At 47.3% G+C, this 16,831-nt stretch carries 13 protein-coding genes; all 13 read right to left on the reverse strand.

Annotation, left to right across the window (positions count from 1 at the left end; translation table 11 throughout):
- Positions 1-80: 80 nt before the first annotated feature.
- The 13 genes from QBE55_12105 to QBE55_12165 all read right to left on the reverse strand — a co-directional run bounded on the left by QBE55_12105 (position 81) and on the right by QBE55_12165 (position 16,789).
- Positions 81-1,058 carry a LacI family DNA-binding transcriptional regulator gene (locus QBE55_12105; protein WZL78249.1) on the reverse strand — a complete coding sequence of 326 codons (978 nt, stop codon included), beginning with the start codon at positions 1,056-1,058 and terminating at the stop codon, positions 81-83.
- Positions 1,059-1,236: 178 nt separating this feature from the next.
- The gene (locus tag QBE55_12110) at positions 1,237-2,604 is read right to left on the reverse strand and encodes a DUF512 domain-containing protein (GenBank protein ID WZL79939.1); all 1,368 of its coding nucleotides are present in this window, start codon (positions 2,602-2,604) and stop codon (positions 1,237-1,239) included.
- Between the two features lie 292 nt (positions 2,605-2,896).
- Positions 2,897-3,799 carry an SDR family oxidoreductase gene (locus QBE55_12115; protein WZL78250.1) on the reverse strand — a complete coding sequence of 301 codons (903 nt, stop codon included), beginning with the start codon at positions 3,797-3,799 and terminating at the stop codon, positions 2,897-2,899.
- Between the two features lie 258 nt (positions 3,800-4,057).
- Positions 4,058-4,936 (reverse strand): carbon-nitrogen hydrolase family protein, encoded by an 879-nt coding sequence (locus tag QBE55_12120; GenBank protein WZL78251.1) that lies wholly within the window; start codon positions 4,934-4,936, stop codon positions 4,058-4,060.
- Between the two features lie 88 nt (positions 4,937-5,024).
- A complete protein-coding gene (locus QBE55_12125) occupies positions 5,025-5,702 on the reverse strand; it encodes an NAD-binding protein (GenBank protein ID WZL78252.1) in 678 nt (225 codons plus the stop codon).
- Positions 5,699-6,364, reverse strand: a complete 666-nt coding sequence (locus QBE55_12130; protein ID WZL78253.1) for a TrkA family potassium uptake protein — start codon at positions 6,362-6,364, stop codon at positions 5,699-5,701. Before QBE55_12130 ends, QBE55_12125 begins: the two co-directional genes overlap by 4 nt.
- A 19-nt stretch (positions 6,365-6,383) precedes the next feature.
- Entirely contained in the window at positions 6,384-9,197 is a 2,814-nt protein-coding gene (locus tag QBE55_12135) for a cation-transporting P-type ATPase (GenBank protein ID WZL78254.1), read from the reverse strand.
- Between the two features lie 219 nt (positions 9,198-9,416).
- Positions 9,417-10,358: a DUF1848 domain-containing protein gene (locus QBE55_12140; GenBank protein WZL78255.1), complete on the reverse strand. Its 942-nt coding sequence runs from the start codon at positions 10,356-10,358 to the stop codon at positions 9,417-9,419.
- On the reverse strand, positions 10,355-10,672 hold the full coding sequence (locus QBE55_12145) for a hypothetical protein (protein ID WZL78256.1): 318 nt from the start codon (positions 10,670-10,672) through the stop codon (positions 10,355-10,357). The genes QBE55_12140 and QBE55_12145 overlap by 4 nt, the downstream gene beginning before the upstream one ends.
- Positions 10,644-11,819, reverse strand: a complete 1,176-nt coding sequence (locus QBE55_12150; GenBank protein ID WZL78257.1) for an iron-containing alcohol dehydrogenase — start codon at positions 11,817-11,819, stop codon at positions 10,644-10,646. Before QBE55_12150 ends, QBE55_12145 begins: the two co-directional genes overlap by 29 nt.
- 253 nt (positions 11,820-12,072) lie before the next feature.
- Entirely contained in the window at positions 12,073-13,239 is a 1,167-nt protein-coding gene (locus tag QBE55_12155; protein ID WZL78258.1) for an MFS transporter, read from the reverse strand.
- 14 nt (positions 13,240-13,253) lie between these two features.
- Entirely contained in the window at positions 13,254-15,062 is a 1,809-nt protein-coding gene (locus QBE55_12160) for an ABC transporter ATP-binding protein (GenBank protein ID WZL78259.1), read from the reverse strand.
- Positions 15,059-16,789 carry an ABC transporter ATP-binding protein gene (locus QBE55_12165; GenBank protein ID WZL78260.1) on the reverse strand — a complete coding sequence of 577 codons (1,731 nt, stop codon included), beginning with the start codon at positions 16,787-16,789 and terminating at the stop codon, positions 15,059-15,061. The genes QBE55_12160 and QBE55_12165 overlap by 4 nt, the downstream gene beginning before the upstream one ends.
- Positions 16,790-16,831: the final 42 nt, after the last annotated feature.

Raw genomic sequence — 16,831 nt, forward strand, 5'->3', positions numbered from 1 at the left:
TTATATGTAACGTTACACCTACATAATAGTATGTATTGCTCAACTTGTCAATATTTTCTTTGATTAAATTGCTAACCTTTTTACTCGTCTCTTGCAGTGCGGATACTTCCGCGAAGTATAATATTTGCCGGAATTTTAACAGGTTTTGTATCGCGCTGTTCTCTAATGTTTTCAATCAGATATCGTGCAGCCAGATACCCCCGTTCATAATTGGGTATGGATACAGTGGTCAAATCCATTGCTTCTGCCAAATCACAGTTATCAAAACCTGTTATGGCAATATCCTCCGGGACATGGATCCCATTTTCCCGAAATGCTTTCATTGCCCCAATCGCCATATTGTCATTGGCACAAACCAGGCAATCCGGAAGTTCCCTGCTGAACATCAGGATTCTGGCCGCATTGTAACCGCTCTTTTCACGATAATCACCATGAAAATAGCTTTTTTGCTGAAACAATATATGATTTGCACAAAGTACATCCGAAAAGGCCTGATATCTCTCCTTATTGTCTGCTGTATCCTCCGGCCCACCGATGTATCCAAAACTACGATAGCCTCTGTCAACAACCTCTTGAATCAACTCATACATGGGTTCATAATTGTTTACTACTACACTTTTGATATAGGGATAATCTATAATGCGATCCAATACCACAATAGGATAATCCGCATTGGCGAAATGGAGCAGATCTTCGTTTCGCATTTTTCTGTTTAAAATGATGCTGCCACCGGTTAATGATTTGTTCATGAACTTATCACAGGCTTTTTCCGTACAGATGATAAGATCAAAATCATTTGCATTGGCATAATCACTGATTCCGTGAATGATTTTAAGATAAAAGCTTCTGTCAAAATCACTGAAATCAAAGAGAATTGTGTTTGATTTACCGGATTTTAATCCCTTTCCTGCTGCATTTGGGTGATAAGACAGTTCTTCGCAGATCTTCAAAACCTTTTCTCTGGTTTCCTTCCCTACATTCTTTTTATGATTCAATACATTTGAAACGGTGGAGGCAGACACTCCCGCCCGCCTTGCCACATCCTTTATTCCGACCATCTTATGCCCTCCTGCTCTGTTTTATATCTATAAATATTCTATGATATTTTTACTCGTTTTACAAGATAATTTATATAAAACTTATTTTATTTTACTTATCCAGAACAGACGGCAGCACTCCACTGCTGAAGATACATTAATTGGGATTTTTCTCCACGCTGCTTGTCATGCCTTATGGCTATTTTTTACCTTTCCGGTATGCCTGAATATAAGCTGAATCTTCATTGCCGTTATCCCCATGCGCCGGATACTTCCCATTCAGAATTGCATCCACAAACTCCTTTCCCTCGGGTGCCAATGCAATTACCTTCATTCCCAGCTCTTTTTCCACATTACTGACTGTAAGATCGTCCAGAAATGTCTGCTCCCCTGTCCTCAGCATATTGGAGGGGATCAGCAATACCTTTCCGAGAGATTCCCCGCTTTCCTTCCTTTCCCGCAACTGCCCGATGAGATCCTGTCCGGTAATCAGGCCAGACACCGTGATGGTCTCCCCAAAAAACTTATTCCGGATACAGCACACATGAATGGTTATCCCCGGGAAAAGTCTCATGATCTGATCCGCAAAACCTTGTATGGTCGGATAGGCAAGCTTTCCCGTGGCAATGGTGAGAGCCCTGAAAAGATTATCCGGTATCTTCCCTTCCTCCCGATCTTCCTGAGCCTGTTTCAGTGCTTCATGAAATTCATTTATAAAAAGCCTCATCATACCGACACCGTTTTCCAGTTGGATATAACCGTCATATCGCTCTTCTTCCGGAAAATCCTTTTCTGCGGCAATATACCATTCGTCACTGGCATGAATAAAATGGAGTCCATATTGTTCATAAAATTCCTTTTGTCTGCTTTCGATCTGATCAATCACCGCTGCTGACTCCTGTATATTATACATTTCAAGCGGATATAAATTCTGTCGATACTTTGTAATCCCTGCCGGAACCACAGAAACACTCCGCATAAAGGGAAGATATTTGGAAAGATCATCTATTGTTCTGTCCAGCTCTCCGCCATCATTGATATTCCTGCACAACACAATTTGTCCATTCATCTCAATATGAGCCTCATAAAGTTCATCCAGATACCGGAGCTTTTCTCCTGCAAACCGATTATGAAGCATTTTACAGCGTAATTCCGGATTGGTGGTCTGTACCGATATATTGATCGGAGCAAGATGCATCCGGATAATCCTTTCGATGTCTTTGTCCTGCATATTCGTCAAAGTGATATAGTTTCCCTGCAAAAAGGACAGCCTGGAATCATCGTCCTTGAAATAAAGTGTCTTCCTCATACCAGGAGGCATCTGATCAATGAAGCAAAATATGCATTGATTGCGGCAGGAACGGTACTCACTCATCAGACTGTTGTCAAATTCGATTCCCAGATCATCATCGTAATCTTTTTCAATCTCCAGCAGCCATTCTTCGCCGTTCTGCTTTCTTATTACCACTTCAATGTATTCATCTTTGATCAGATATCGATAATCAAATACATCCTCTATCGCTTCACTGTTTATGGTCAGCAGAACATCTCCCGCTTCTATGCCCATTTCCTCCGCGATCGAATTTGGATCAACTTTTTTAATCCGATGTTCCGGATTGTCTCTTTTCGCCAAACCTATCACCTTTCAAAAGAAAACTTTTTCTATCCTAATCTTCATACTCCTTCAATTCCATGCGAGGTAGGAACCTGTAATAAATCTACCCACCATCTTATCAAAAACCAAGGAAAATGAACAGGTACAAAAAAGCATCCTGTGTGAAATGCAGAATGCTTTATCGTTTCTAATCCATTGAAATTTTCATTCCCTTGCAAACGTTATTCTCCATTTATCACATTTTTCAGGACTGCATGGATTGTCCGGCATCCACATGAAGAACCTGACCTGTAACGTAAGAAGAGTCTTCACTTGCCAGGTATACATAGGTCGGCGCCAGTTCCACCGGCTGTCCCGCTCTTTTCATCGGGGTGTCCGAACCAAATGTCGGCATGACACAGGCAGGCCAGCTGGCAGGCTGAAGCGGGGTCCAGATCGGACCCGGTGCGACTGCATTGACCCGAATGCCTTTTGATACGAGGGAACGGGCCATGGCACGGGTAAAGCTGACAATGGCACCTTTGGTGCTGGAATAATCAATCAACTGATCATCCCCGAGATAAGCGGTGATGGATGTCGTGTTAATGATGGAGCTGCCGCATTTCAGATAAGGCAAAGCTGTCTTCGTCATAATGAACAGGCCAAAAAAATTCACTTCAAAAGTAAGTATCATCTGATTTACGGGAATATCCTCAATACTTGCCTGTGGAAACTGTACTCCGGCATTGTTCACCAGAATGTCAGGACCTCCAAAAGTGGAAACCGTACAGGCTACCGCTTCCCGGCAAAACATTTCATCCCGGATATCCCCTGCCATTAAAAGGCATCTTCTCCCCTGTGCTTCGATACAGGACTTTGTGATTTGTGCATCTTCATGCTCATTGTAGTAAGCGATGCAGATATCTGCACCTTCTTTGGCAAACGCAACTGCAGTAGCTCTTCCGATCCCGCTGTCCCCTCCGGTAATCAATGCCACCTTGTCCTTAAGCTTGCCAGTCCCGATGTAGCTCGGCCGGTCAAAGACAGGTTTCGGTTCCATCAGGGTTTCCAGACCCGGCTGTACGAGCTGACTCTGCGGCGGAAACTGAATGGGAACCTGTTGACATTCTTCCTGATAGCCTAAATATGGATACCAATAATAACCCACAATCATTCTCCTTTCTGTTATTGATATTTCCAATACAATGTATGAAAGGCGGTAAATATCTGTGCGACACCCATCATAGATCTCACCGTCATTTACAACAAAGCAAATCCCGTTCCTATAGCGGGCGGTGGCTTTGCCACCCAGTCCTTAGGCTATCTTTACGTAATGAGGGATCATCTCGTCATCATTCAGACGGCGCCCATTGATCACACGAACATGGACACCGGGCTGCTCTGAATAAACTCTCCCTTCGTGTCACTACCTTCTATAATCCTTTCGGATGAAAGGCTCTTCAATCCTCTCCGAAACGAGCAGCTTATATTTTTGCGGATGACGATAGGCATTGCCATGTACTTCATGCTGTCTGTATTTCCGGATCTCATCAACAGGAAAATCTGCGATATAGATTCCTTCCTTTTCACCGGCTTCCATGAACAGCGTATCCCTTGAACCGGATTCAGAAGGCCGATATGCAATCCCGTCAAAAGCAGTGGAATGGCCGTTGCAATCGGGATTGCCCGTTGGATAATTGACTGTCGCAATGCCAAGCATATTTTCAAAGGCTCTTGCCCGCAGTTGGGAAATGCGGTTAATCTCCATCGGGCAAGCGTTCGGCACTAAAATTATTTCGGCTCCCTTCAGCATCAGAATCCTGGCGCTTTCGGGAAATTCGCGGTCATAACAGATCATTGCACCGATCTTTACGTTCCCCTGTGCCGTGTCCAGATCCGTGACATAAAAATCATCACCAGCTGTTAAATTGCTTTCCACATCAAAATCACAGGTATGTACCTTTGCGTAAGTAAGTATCTTGTTGCCGAAACGGTCGAACAGGCATAGGGTATTTCTCGGCAACGGATCATACTTTTCAAGAAAAGTGATACCGATTGCCATACCAAGTTCTTTCGCGAGCCGGCCAAATGATTTGACAAACTCATCATTGGCTGATACGGCGTTTGCCTTCCATTCCTCAGGATCTTCCGACATGTGGTAGCCGATGCTCCACATTTCAGGGAACAATACTATGTCTGCACCTTTTTCCCTTGCTTTTCTGCAATATTCCATTCCCTTTTGCAGATTGCCTTTCAGGGTGCCTTCCGGCAAAAGCTGTAACAATGCAACTTTCAAACTTTTCATGATAACCCGCTCTCTTCTTCAGATGATTGATCCCATGATCCCATAGTCATACTTTCATATGCCTGACTTTTTCAATAGGAAAAAGCAACTACCCGATTCTCGAAAAAGGTCCGAAGAGTTTGTTCAAAACGACTTGTGAATCCTCGTCTGTCAGTGCAAGAATCTTGTCATTGGCGCAGACGATGGTATCTCCCCGCGGTATGATTACGTCATTTCCACGCAGTATCGCAATCAGCAGCGAATCCTGCGGTATGATCATATCCTTCACCGGCCTGCCCACAGCCTCTGAAGCAGCATCGACAGCCAGTTGCACGATTGAACAATCTCCAGTGCTTATTTTCATCAAAGTCAGCATATTCTTCAGGTCCATCTGTTCCACAACGATGTGGGCCATCAAATCTGCCTGACTGATCCTTACGTCGACTCCCATTCCGGAATCAAAAAGCCACGAATTTTTAGGATTATTCACTCTGGCAATCACGCGCGGAACGGCAAACTCAAACTTTGCGATCGTGGACGCAACCAGATTTGTCTCATCCGCGCCCGTAACGGCCGCAACCACATCGGCATCGACGATACCTGAGGATTCGAGTACATTCGGTTCCGTCCCGCTGCCGCGTATGATCACATCGTGAGGAAGTTCCCCCTTCAGTTTAGCCAATACATTTTCCCTGTTCTCAATCACTTTTACCAGGCAGTCGCTCTTTAACAGCAAATCGGCGATGTAAGCTCCAACCTGGCCTCCACCTATTACGATCACCTTCATCTGTATTCCCCACCTTTCTGCCCCAGCCCAAGCAGTTTTTTCAGCTTTCCCAGAGAGGATGAATAAGCAGCGATATACAGTATATCATGGCTTTGAAATATCGTCCCTCTTGTTGGCATGAACGCCTTGTTGCCCCTCATAATGGAAACAACCTGTATCTCACCGTACACTATAAGCTCGTTTACGGATCTTCCGACAAGCAGTTCCGGAATCTCAACCCTGACAATCTCCATATCCCCCATTTGCAAAAGGCTGTCAAACTGATCGTAGCTCAGCATCTCGGTCGCTTGCTGCACGCCCCATGTCGTCGTGGAAATCGTCTGAATGCCGAGACTGCGGTAGATCTCCGCGCTGCGCGGGTCATACAATCTTGAAATGACGCGCGGTACCCTGTATATATTCCTCGCGACCCTTCCTACCAAAGCATTCACATCATCGCTTTTGCTGCATGCGATAAGCGCATCCGCCATCCGGATCCGGGCTTTCTCGAGTATGTCCTTGTCAAATCCAACACCCAAAATCGTCTTGCCCTTAAAATTTTCACCGAGCAATTTAAAGGTTTCAGCATTGACGTCGATAACGGTTATGCTGTGTCCCTTCTTCGAAAGATTCAGGGCCAGCCCCGAACCCAGCTTTCCGCAACCAACTATGATGACCTTCATAGTGTCCAACACCTCACTTCTATTTTATTTTAACACATTTCCTCATAAAATACTTTCTGAGCTCCTCAACCAGCACAACGATCAGAGGCAGCATTATCAAAAACAGCCAATCCCTTGCGCCAATCGAAGCGGTCTGGAAAATATCCTGCAAAAACGGTACATAGATTATCGCACTGATCAACAATATTTCAAACACGATCCCTCTGACCACCTGTTTATTGCTGAACAGCCCCACCTCCAGGAGGGATCCCGATTGCGTACGGCAGTTCAGCACCATACCGGCCTGGCAGAAGACAATGGACGCAAGCGCCATAGTCGTAGCCTGTGCGTAGACTGTTCCTGAGCCTGCAAGCGGTACGGCAGGCCAACCGTTGAGCTTGTTCACATAGAAATATGCCAGCATCGAGAAAGCAGATTCCATCATTCCATACCATAGAAAGCCCTTAATGGCAACATGTTTGTTCAATAACGGCTCGCTCTGCCGACGGGGCGGTCTGTCCATAACACCCTTTTCAGGCAATTCCATGCCCAATCCGAGTGCAGGCATCATATCGGTTCCCAGATCAACCAATAATATCTGCATCACAGTCAGAGGCAGCGGTATTCTGCCCCGCGAAAAAAGGAAAAAAGCAGAAGGCACTGCTTCCGGCATATTGCTGCAGAGAATGTAGAGAAGAAACTTCCTGATGTTGCTGTAAACAGCACGCCCCTCCCCTATTGCCTTCACGATTGAGGCAAAATTATCATCCGTCAGGATCATGTCGGCGGCTTCCTTCGCGACATCGGTACCTGTCATCCCCATTGCGATACCTATGTCAGCCTTCTTAAGTGCGGGAGAATCGTTTACACCGTCGCCCGTTACCGCGACGATATGACCCATCTCCTGAAGGTTGGACACCACCCTGAATTTTTGCTCGGGCGCCACTCTGGCAAAGATGACTTCATCCTGCAAAGCCTTCTTAAGCTCATCATCCTGCATGTTTTGCAGCTCTATTCCCGATATAATCCGCGGATGATCACCATTTACAATGCCAATATGTTTTGCAATGCTCTCGGCAGTCAAGCCATAGTCGCCGGTTATCATTATGATTCGAATATCAGCCTTGTGGCATAGGTCAACAGCCTTTGCAACTTCCGGTCTCGGCGGATCCATCATTACGGTTAACCCGACAAAGGTAAGATCCTGCTCAACCATCTCCGACGTATACGCACTCAGCGCCGATGGCAGATTATCGTTCTTCTTTAAAAGCCTGTATGCAACTGCAAGCACCCTCAATCCCCTGCGCGCATAGCCATCATTGGCGGCCATTATCCGCTTTCTCTGCTCATCCGTGATCTCATGCCGCCCTCCGTCTGTAAATACGCCGCTGCAGAGCTCCAGAACCTCTTTCGGTGATCCCTTCACATATGCGATCCTCCAAGTTCCATCAACGGGCTGTTTTAGCTGATTGATGGTCGTCATCCTCTTGCGCCTTGAATCAAACGGCAGTTCTCTCAGCCTCGGAGTGGATGTAAACATATCCTCGGGATTAAGCCCTGCCTTCTTTGCTGCTACCCCAAGGCAGGCCTCGGTCGGGTCGCCGAGCACGGTATATTTATCACTTCCCCCGTCGGGAGGAACCACGCGTGCGTTGCTGCAAAGACTTGCCCCCTTAAGGAGAAGCTTTAATCCCTTATTGTCGGCTGCGGTCACTTTCCTGTCCCCAGCCATGATATCCCCGACGGGAGCATATCCGAGTCCCGTAACCTTGTATTCCGCCTCCGGAGTCCATAAATTGGTAACTGTCATCTCATTCTGGGTCAGAGTGCCTGTTTTATCCGAACATATTACAGTGGTACAGCCAAGCGTCTCCACAGCTGAAAGCCGCTTCACAAGCGCGTGTTCCTTTGCCATCCGCTGAACCGCCATCGCAAGAGACAGCGTAACAGTCGGCAAAAGTCCTTCCGGTATAAACGCGACAATCATCCCCAGCGAAAAGATGAAAGCCTGCGCAAAAGGCTGGTGCACGATAAATATCGCCGCAGTGAAGAAAGCTACTCCAAAGCCGACTGCGATGAATGAAACCTGCTTTGTCAATCTGTCCAGTTCCTTCTCCAGAGGGCTCTGCTCCTCCTGAACCGTTTGCGTCAAATTGGCAATCTTTCCGAACTCGGTATCCATCCCTGTCGAAACTACGACGGCCCGGCCGGTACCGCTTGACACACTCGTGCCGGCGAATATCAGATTCGGGATCTCGTATATCGACATGTCCTCCCTCAGAACAGAGTCATGTGTCCTGCGGACCGGATTGGATTCTCCTGTCAGCGTGGACTGGTTTACCTGAAGGTCGTTACTCGAAATCAATCGCGCATCGGCAGATATCTTATCGCCTTCGGAAAAAACCATTATATCTCCCGGAACCAAATCCTCAGCCAGTATCTGCTGTTCCCTGTTATCCCGTATAACATTCGTATAAGAGGGAAGCATCTTTTTCAACGCATTGGTGGCTTTCCCGGCGCGGTATTCCTGCCAGAAGCTGAAAACTCCGTTTATGATATTCACCAGCCAGATCGCAAAGCCAAGCTCCGGTATTTTGGCAACGAACGCGATGATGCCACCTGCCCAGAGCAAAATAGCCATCAAGCTTATGAAGCTCGACAGGAAAACCAGGATCACAGGCTTGCCTTTGGCCTCCTTTATTACATTCTTCCCATACCTGCGCTGCCTTGCCGCCGCCTCTTCCGGTGTCAATCCACCATTTGCACTGCCCGTCTCCCGGCACACATCTTCCGGCGACAACTTACATATCTCCCTCATTTCATGATCATTCCGTTTCATTTTCTTCTCGCCCATATCAAGTACCTTCATTCATAAAAAATAGATTGAACAGTTCAATCAAATGTTTACATTTTACCACAACATAATCACGACTACAATCATTAAATTTATGGAGGGCCTGACATAACGAAGAACGGTTCACCGGGGATGTCATCACCGAAATGCCAACAAATCTCACCGTCGGTTACGACAAAGTAAATCCCATTCCTATAGCGGGAAATGTCTTTGCCTGCCTCAGCCAAAAAACCGCATCTGTGTATCACGACATGATTTCACTTCGCGGTTGCTTATTCTGTCATCCCTGCCGACCTCGCCTGAAATCAGCGGTGATTTCGGGTTGTGTCTGGTAACGTTGCCATCCACAGCCCTTTTGTTATAATTGGCATAGCAATAGCGGCAGCCGTTTTTACAGGTGTTGTACATACCAATGTCCATACTGGTTACGCAGTCGCATTCGGGGCGCTGGTTCCTGTCCTTGCTGACATTCAAATGAAAACCAAGCAGCTTTGTGAACAACCGGTCATCAATGCAGCGTGCATGCCCTATTCCATACTGCCGTAAGTCAATTGATTCTGCACAGGCGTCCATCTCCAGATCATAGCTATGGGCAATTTCAGCGAGTTTGGCACTCAGTCCCATCTGATCTGCAGGTGGAAAGTCCAGCAATGCCATCTCCTTTAAATTGCCCTGGACCCCCCGGTAATCCTTATCAATAAAACTGAAAATCACCTTTTTTGTATAGCCCTTCAATTCTTTTACAATCCTGTCAAACGCATGAATGTGATAATCCATCGGATATCGTTTGCTGATGAGAATGGGATCATATCGCCAGATAACCCTGTCTGCACCAATCGTATCGGAAAGCCGCCTGAAAGAAGAAATAATCGTATCCGGCTTGTCCGGCAGATTCGGCTCGATATCCCTGCCATAAGGCGTGATGGTGAATTGGAAGCAGTACATGTAATCCCTGAGCTCGGCAAGCCGGTCCAGCATCGGTACTGGATTTTTTGTCCAGAATACAATGCCGTCCACAACATCCGGTGCAAGCCGGATTCTGCTTATCTGGTGAAAGTTCATTGGATTACGCACCAAAACATACCCTTCCCTGATCCGGTTATAGAACCAGTCCGAGTAGTACGCCGGTATATCAGTCCGCCGGCTTGCACTTACGATCATTTCCCCACCTTCCTTTCCATATACCTGTACATCCAAGTAGCGGTATACTGGTACGCTATCCGCGGCGATCCATCCTTCTCATATATAATGCCGCATCTTTCAAAGCCATCCTTTTCCACGACATGCTGCATGGTCAGATTATCCGAATGGGTATCCATACGGATATTACAGGCCCTTTTTCGGCAAAAATCGAAGCAGCATCGGAACACACCCCGTAGTATCCCGTCGCAGCGTATGGTTTCCTTCCAGATGCTGCTTTCCGCTGCGACACATCTGCAGCATCCATCATCTTGCCATTCTGTAAATCTCTTCAATTTCTTTTGCTCCCAGCGGAATGAGCCTTGAGAATTTCAGCGTATCACCCTGTGTGGCATTGAGGGCAAGTGCTTTTATATCATCTTCCGTGGCGGACAGCCCCAGCTCATGCAAAGATACCGGCATACCTACCTCGCTGAAGAATTTTTCTGTGGCTTCAATCCCGGAAAAGGCCGCTTTTTCATCGTCGGTCTCCGTCATGCCCCATACCTTGCGCGCATACCTGGCGAAGCGGTCCACTGCCTGTTTGTACTGGAAGCGTGCCCAGGAAGCCCATACTGCCGTCAGCGTCGCGCCATGGGTATAGTCATAAAAGGCACTGAGTGGCATTCCAATCTTGTGCACTGAAAAATCCTTGCCACGTCCGCATCCGGTCAGATCATTATGAGAAAGGCTCGAGCACCACATGATTTCCGCCATGGCATCATAATCCCTGCGGTCCTTCAGAGCCGCCTTCGCATTTTTTACAACTGTCCTCAGCAGCCCTTCTGCGATCTCATCAGTAAGGTCGCACTGAATGCCGGGAATAAAATATCGTTCCATCGTGTGCATCATAATATCCGCAATGCCTGCTGCCAGCTGGTAATCCGGCAGTGTAAAGGTTAGCTCAGGATTCATAACCGCAAATTTGCAGCGGTTGAACTCGGTACTGAGACCGGTTTTAATATCCGTTTCCTCATTGGTCAACACTGCGGAGTCGCTCATCTCGCTTCCTGCTGCCGCAATGGTAAGCACTACACCTACCGGCATCGACTTGGTAAGCGGAGCCTTCTGCGTCCATATATCCCAGAGCTGAATGCCGGGATTCGCAGCTCCATGAGCAATCCCCTTGGCTGTATCTATGGCACTGCCACCCCCAACAGCGAGGACGAAATCACAATGCTTCTTTGCTGCCAGTGCCGCACCTTCCTCGGCGTGTGCAAGCGTCGGATTCGGTCTCGCTCCGCCGAATTCCACAGAATCGACGCCTTCCGCCTTCAGTGATTTTTCAACACGCCCAAGCAGCCCACTTCTTACCACACTGCCTTTGCCGTAAACCAGGATAACCCTGGAACCACCCCACTTCTTCACTTCCTTACCTGTTTCATTTTCCGTTCCTTTTCCGAACACGACTTCCGTTGGTGCATACTGCGTAAAATTGTCCATACCATGCTCTCCTTTTTTTGTTATGAATTCACTTTCCAATCCGCTCTGCTCCATGTACTTTGTTTCACGCTATGAACTCTCTGAATTCCCATTTTCAGAAGGCCATCATTCTTCTTATCCCCTATTATAGCATAGATTATGGGTATCCTTCCAACGTCCCTCTGTTGAAAGAGCCTGCCTTTCCTCCTTCGATATGGCATCCAGATAACAAAAGCCCAACAACAGATGCTTTCCATTTTTGAGATTTCAGCCTTTATTTGTTTTTTACAATGAGTTTGGACAAACATTCGGACATGACGAGCATGAGTACGGCAAAGAACAATAAATAGAACGGATACACTCCAATGCTGATATGATCGGCGATCACACCAAAAAGCGGCGGCATGAAAGTACTTCCCACATATGCACTTGCCATCTGAATACCAATGATTGCCTGTGAATTTTCCTTGCCAAAATTCGAAGGGGTTGCATGAATAATGGAAGGATAAACAGGAGCGCATCCCAGACCTGTCAGCACCAATCCAATCAATGCCAATGTACTGGCCTTTACAGGAAGTCCGATCAGAACAATGCCGGTTGCAGCTAAAAGGATTCCATAGCGAATGAGCCGTTTGTCACCGATCTTTTCCGAAACAAAGCCACACAGAAAACGTCCAAAGGTGATGCCAAGATAAAAAAACGAAGCAAAACTCGCCGCAGTCCCGGTTTCGATCCTACGGGATTGTACAAGATAACTGCTGGCCCATAGCCCCGCTGTCGTTTCAAGGGCGCAATAGCTGAAAAAGGTGATCAGAACGAATGAAACTCCGGGAATCTTCAAAGCCTGCAGCAAAGGCAAAGCCTTCACAGGAGAATCGCTGTTGTTGTCATCAGGTGATTTTCTTTTCCAAAGCGGAAGACTCATGAAAAACATCACAGTCAGAACAATTTGTATGATCGCTACTGAGCGATAGCCATAATGCCATCTGTATCCCCTTTTCAGGCAATAGCTCATGATATAGGGACTTACTGCCGCACCAACGCCCCAAAAGCAATGAAGCCAGCTCATATGCCTTGCCGCATAATGAAGTGCAACATAGTTGTTCAAGGCTGCATCCACCGCACCTGCTCCAAGTCCGTATGGAATCGCCCACAAGCAGAGGGAGATCATTGATCCGGAAACAGAAAATCCGAAAAGTGCGACTGCTGTCATCATTACGCTGACTGCGGTGATCCACCCTGCCCCAAACCTTTTTGTCAGCCTGTCTGACATAAGGCTGGATACAATCGTTCCACCGGCTATTATCATGGTTATGATTCCGGCATAGGACAACGGTACGCCAAATTGCCTGTACATAACAGGCCACGCAGAACCGAGAAGGGAATCGGGCAGGCCAAGACTGATAAAAGCAATATAGATGATTGGTAAAAGTAAATGCATGTGTCCTCCATAGATTACATTTTCAGCGAATCGTCAGCCTGTTCCTCATCGAACTGGCTGTTATAAAGCTTCCCGTACGCACCCTTTTTAGCCAGCAGTTCCCTATGGGTTCCCTGCTCCACAATGTCTCCGTTTTCCATTACCAGAATGAGGTCTGCATCCCGGATGGTGGACAGCCGGTGTGCGATTACAAAACTGGTCCTTCCTTTCATAGCCCGTTTCATAGCTGTCTGAATCAGCACTTCCAGCCGGGTATCCACACTGCTGGTCGCCTCATCCAGAATGAGAATCCGGGGATTTTTCAGAATAGCCCGGGCAATGGTAAGAAGCTGTTTCTGCCCCAGTGAAACATTGCTGCCCTCTTCGTTGATCATCATGTCATATCCGCCCGGCATTGTCTGAATAAAGTGGTGCACATTGGCAGCCCTGGCAGCCTGTACAACTTCCTCATCGGTAGCGTCCGGTTTTCCAAAGCGGATATTGTCCCGGATCGTGTCGTGATACAGCCAGGCGTCCTGCAGTACCATGCCAAACAGCTTTCGTTCCGAGCTCCTCCGCATATCATAAATGCTTTCCCCGTCAATCCTGATATCTCCTGCGTCCACATCGTAAAAGCGCATCAGCAGATTGATCATCGTGGTCTTCCCCGCTCCGGTGGCTCCAACAATGGCAATGGTCTGCCCCGGCTTTGCCTCCAGGGAAAAATCCCTGATCAGCGGCTTCTTCTTTGTATAGGAAAATTGCACATGTTCAAACTGCACATGGCCACTGCATTTTTCCGGTTCCAACCGAGTATCGCTTACTTTCCCGGCGCTTTCCTCTGCCTCATCCAGAAAATTCATAATCCGCTCCATGGAAGCAACGGCGCTTTGAAGTGCCGGGAAAAGCTGGGTAATTTGTCCCAGCGGATCATAGAGAATCCAGATGTATTGAACGAAGGCCTGCATGTTTCCCAGCGTCATCCCGGAAAACAGCACCGAATACCCCGTCAGCACTGCCATGACGATATAGGTGAAATTCACCATAAACTCCATGACAGGTGATATCAGTGAGGATTTGAAGTTGGCCCTGAAACCGACCCGGTTGATTTTTTCATTGATCTTCCAGAACCCCCTGATCGTTTCCTCTTCATTGTTATACAGTTTAATGACCGTAAAACCGGTATATCTCTCCTGCACATAACCGTTTAGATCCGCCAGGGCATTCTGCATGGTAAGAAAATCCCCCTGGGAACGTTTCATGAAATAGCGTGACAGGAAGAAGGATGCCGGTATCATGATCATGGAGGCCAACCCCAGGGGGACAGAGATATAGAGCATCATGACAAAGGTAATGATGACGCTGATAACCGAATACGTCATGGCCAAGAGGGATTGAAGAACCGCATTGCTTACCACATCCACATCATTTGTCACCGTATTCAGTACGGTTCCCTGTTGGTGCCTGTCAAAATAGGATACCGGCAGGCGATTCATCTTTGCATAAATGCGGGTCCGCAAATCCTTGAACGCATCCTGTACGCCGCCGCCCATCATAAAGCTGGAAATATAGGTGAGAGACTGTCTCACCACATTAAAAATGATAAGCACAAGGACAACCTTCCATATATAGGGGAAATTAACCCCCGCACCCGGTGTGCCTGCCTTCATATCCTTTACGTTTTTTCCAAGCTCTGTAATTCCAAGCCCTATGATAAAGGGATTCAACCCTCCCAAAATACTGCCCAGAGACGTAAATACAATGGGCAGTATGATTTGTAATTTATAAGGCGAAAAACACAGATGGACAAGCTTTTTCGCCCTGGATAACTGAATCTGTGTCAAGCCAATTCCTCCTCTGTCAGCTGGGAAGCTGCGATGTCGTGGTAAATTCTGCTAGTCTTCAACAGTTCCTCATGTGTGCCTTCTGCAGCCATCTCCCCTTCATTCAGCACGATAATCTTATCCGCATAGCGGATTGTGCTGATTCTCTGGGCTACAATCAGAACCGTTGCATCCGTGATTTCCTGCTTCAGACGCTTCCGCAGCTTTTTGTCCGTAGCATAATCCAGGGCGGAGAAGGAATCATCAAAGATATAAATTTCCGGATTCTTCACAATGGCGCGGGCAATGGCAAGCCGCTGCTTCTGTCCGCCGGATAGATTGCTTCCGCCTTCGGAAAGTATTTCGTTCAGGCCGCTTTCCTTTCGTGCAATAAATTCAGACGCCTGGGCAATTTCTGCTGCCCTCTCCATTTCCTCTGTAGTCGCCTCTTTTTTGCCAATACGTAAATTATCTGCAATGGTTCCGGTAAACAGTTGGGCCTTTTGAGGGATGTAGCCGATCCGGTCGCGGAGAACCTGGATATTGTAATCCCGTACATCCACCCCATCAATCCGAATTCTGCCCTCGGTCACATCATACATCCTCGGAATAAGCTGCACCAACGTGGATTTCCCGCTTCCCGTACTTCCGATAAAGGCCACAGTCTGTCCGGGAGATGCGGTAAAACTGATATTTTTCAGAATGGGTTCTTCAGAATCAGGATAGGAAAAGGTTACGTTTTCAAAACGCACTGTACCCTTTTCCCTCGTTTTGGTAACACCATTTTTCAGGTTTTCATCGATACCCGGAGTACTTTCCAGAACACGCTGAATCCGGCGGGCCGATACCGACGCACGGGGATACATGAGGAACAGAACAGCCAGCATCATGAAGGAAAACAAAATGTGAAACACATATTCGATGGATGCGCTCAGGGTTCCCACATCCAGCGCTCCAAGCCCGATGGATTTGCTGCCTTTCCACAGGATAACAGCGATCATGGTATTGAACAGCAGATAAAAACCCGGCTGGGAAATAGATACGATCCGGTACACCGTTTTGGATACGCCGCAGTATTCCCGGCTTACATCCCCAAAACGTTCGGACTGAAAGCCCTCATTTCCGAAAGCACGGATGACACGAAGTCCGGAAATACCTTCCCTCATATTTAAGTTGATTTTGTCCAGTCCCTGCTGCTGGGCGCGGGAATAGGGAATGGATTTACGGCTGATAAAGAACACTCCGAAAAGCAGTATGGGAATGACCAGCACAACCACCCAGATCAACTGGGGATTGGTTTTGACAATCAGGACGAACCCACTGACCGTCATCACCGGAGTAATCAGGGCACTGCGCAGCATATTCTGAACGAAAAGCATAATCTGGTAGGCGTCGCTGGTAATGCTGGTAAGCAGCGAAGACACGCTGAATTGATTAAACTCCGCGTGGGAAAAGCTCTGGGTCTTCCGAAAAGTGTCATTCCGAACGTCGCGGATGACATTGGAAGCTATGCGGCTGTTGGCGTAGGACATACAGACTTCCCCGAGGCCTCCTGCCAGAATGACAGCCAGCATCAGCAGTGCCAGGGATAAAAGACGGGAGGAATTGCCCGTCATCAGGGAATCATTAATAATATATTTCAACAGGGTGGGAACCCCCATCTGAATAAGCACAAAGCCCGCCACTCCCAAAAGACTGAGCAATAAGTATTTCCTGTAACGCCAGGTATATTTTAAAATAAGTTTCATAAAAGCACCTCGAAAATAATAAAAGCAGTGCCATGGCTGGAA

It is taken from the genome of Eubacteriales bacterium mix99 (assembly GCA_038396605.1).
Taxonomy (GTDB): Bacteria; Bacillota; Clostridia; order Caldicoprobacterales; family DTU083; genus UBA4874.

What these genes read in the sequence shown, in the direction of transcription:
- QBE55_12105 (WZL78249.1), bottom strand. Translation starts at nt 1,058, where the DNA reads ATGGTCGGAATAAAGGATGTGGCAAGGCGGGCGGGAGTGTCTGCCTCC.
- QBE55_12110 (WZL79939.1), bottom strand. Translation starts at nt 2,604, where the DNA reads ATGGGCATAGAAGCGGGAGATGTTCTGCTGACCATAAACAGTGAAGCG.
- QBE55_12120 (WZL78251.1), bottom strand. Translation starts at nt 4,936, where the DNA reads ATGAAAAGTTTGAAAGTTGCATTGTTACAGCTTTTGCCGGAAGGCACC.
- QBE55_12125 (WZL78252.1), bottom strand. Translation starts at nt 5,702, where the DNA reads ATGAAGGTGATCGTAATAGGTGGAGGCCAGGTTGGAGCTTACATCGCC.
- QBE55_12130 (WZL78253.1), bottom strand. Translation starts at nt 6,364, where the DNA reads ATGAAGGTCATCATAGTTGGTTGCGGAAAGCTGGGTTCGGGGCTGGCC.
- QBE55_12135 (WZL78254.1), bottom strand. Translation starts at nt 9,197, where the DNA reads ATGGGCGAGAAGAAAATGAAACGGAATGATCATGAAATGAGGGAGATA.
- QBE55_12140 (WZL78255.1), bottom strand. Translation starts at nt 10,358, where the DNA reads ATGATCGTAAGTGCAAGCCGGCGGACTGATATACCGGCGTACTACTCG.
- QBE55_12150 (WZL78257.1), bottom strand. Translation starts at nt 11,819, where the DNA reads ATGGACAATTTTACGCAGTATGCACCAACGGAAGTCGTGTTCGGAAAA.
- QBE55_12155 (WZL78258.1), bottom strand. Translation starts at nt 13,239, where the DNA reads ATGCATTTACTTTTACCAATCATCTATATTGCTTTTATCAGTCTTGGC.
- QBE55_12165 (WZL78260.1), bottom strand. Translation starts at nt 16,789, where the DNA reads ATGAAACTTATTTTAAAATATACCTGGCGTTACAGGAAATACTTATTG.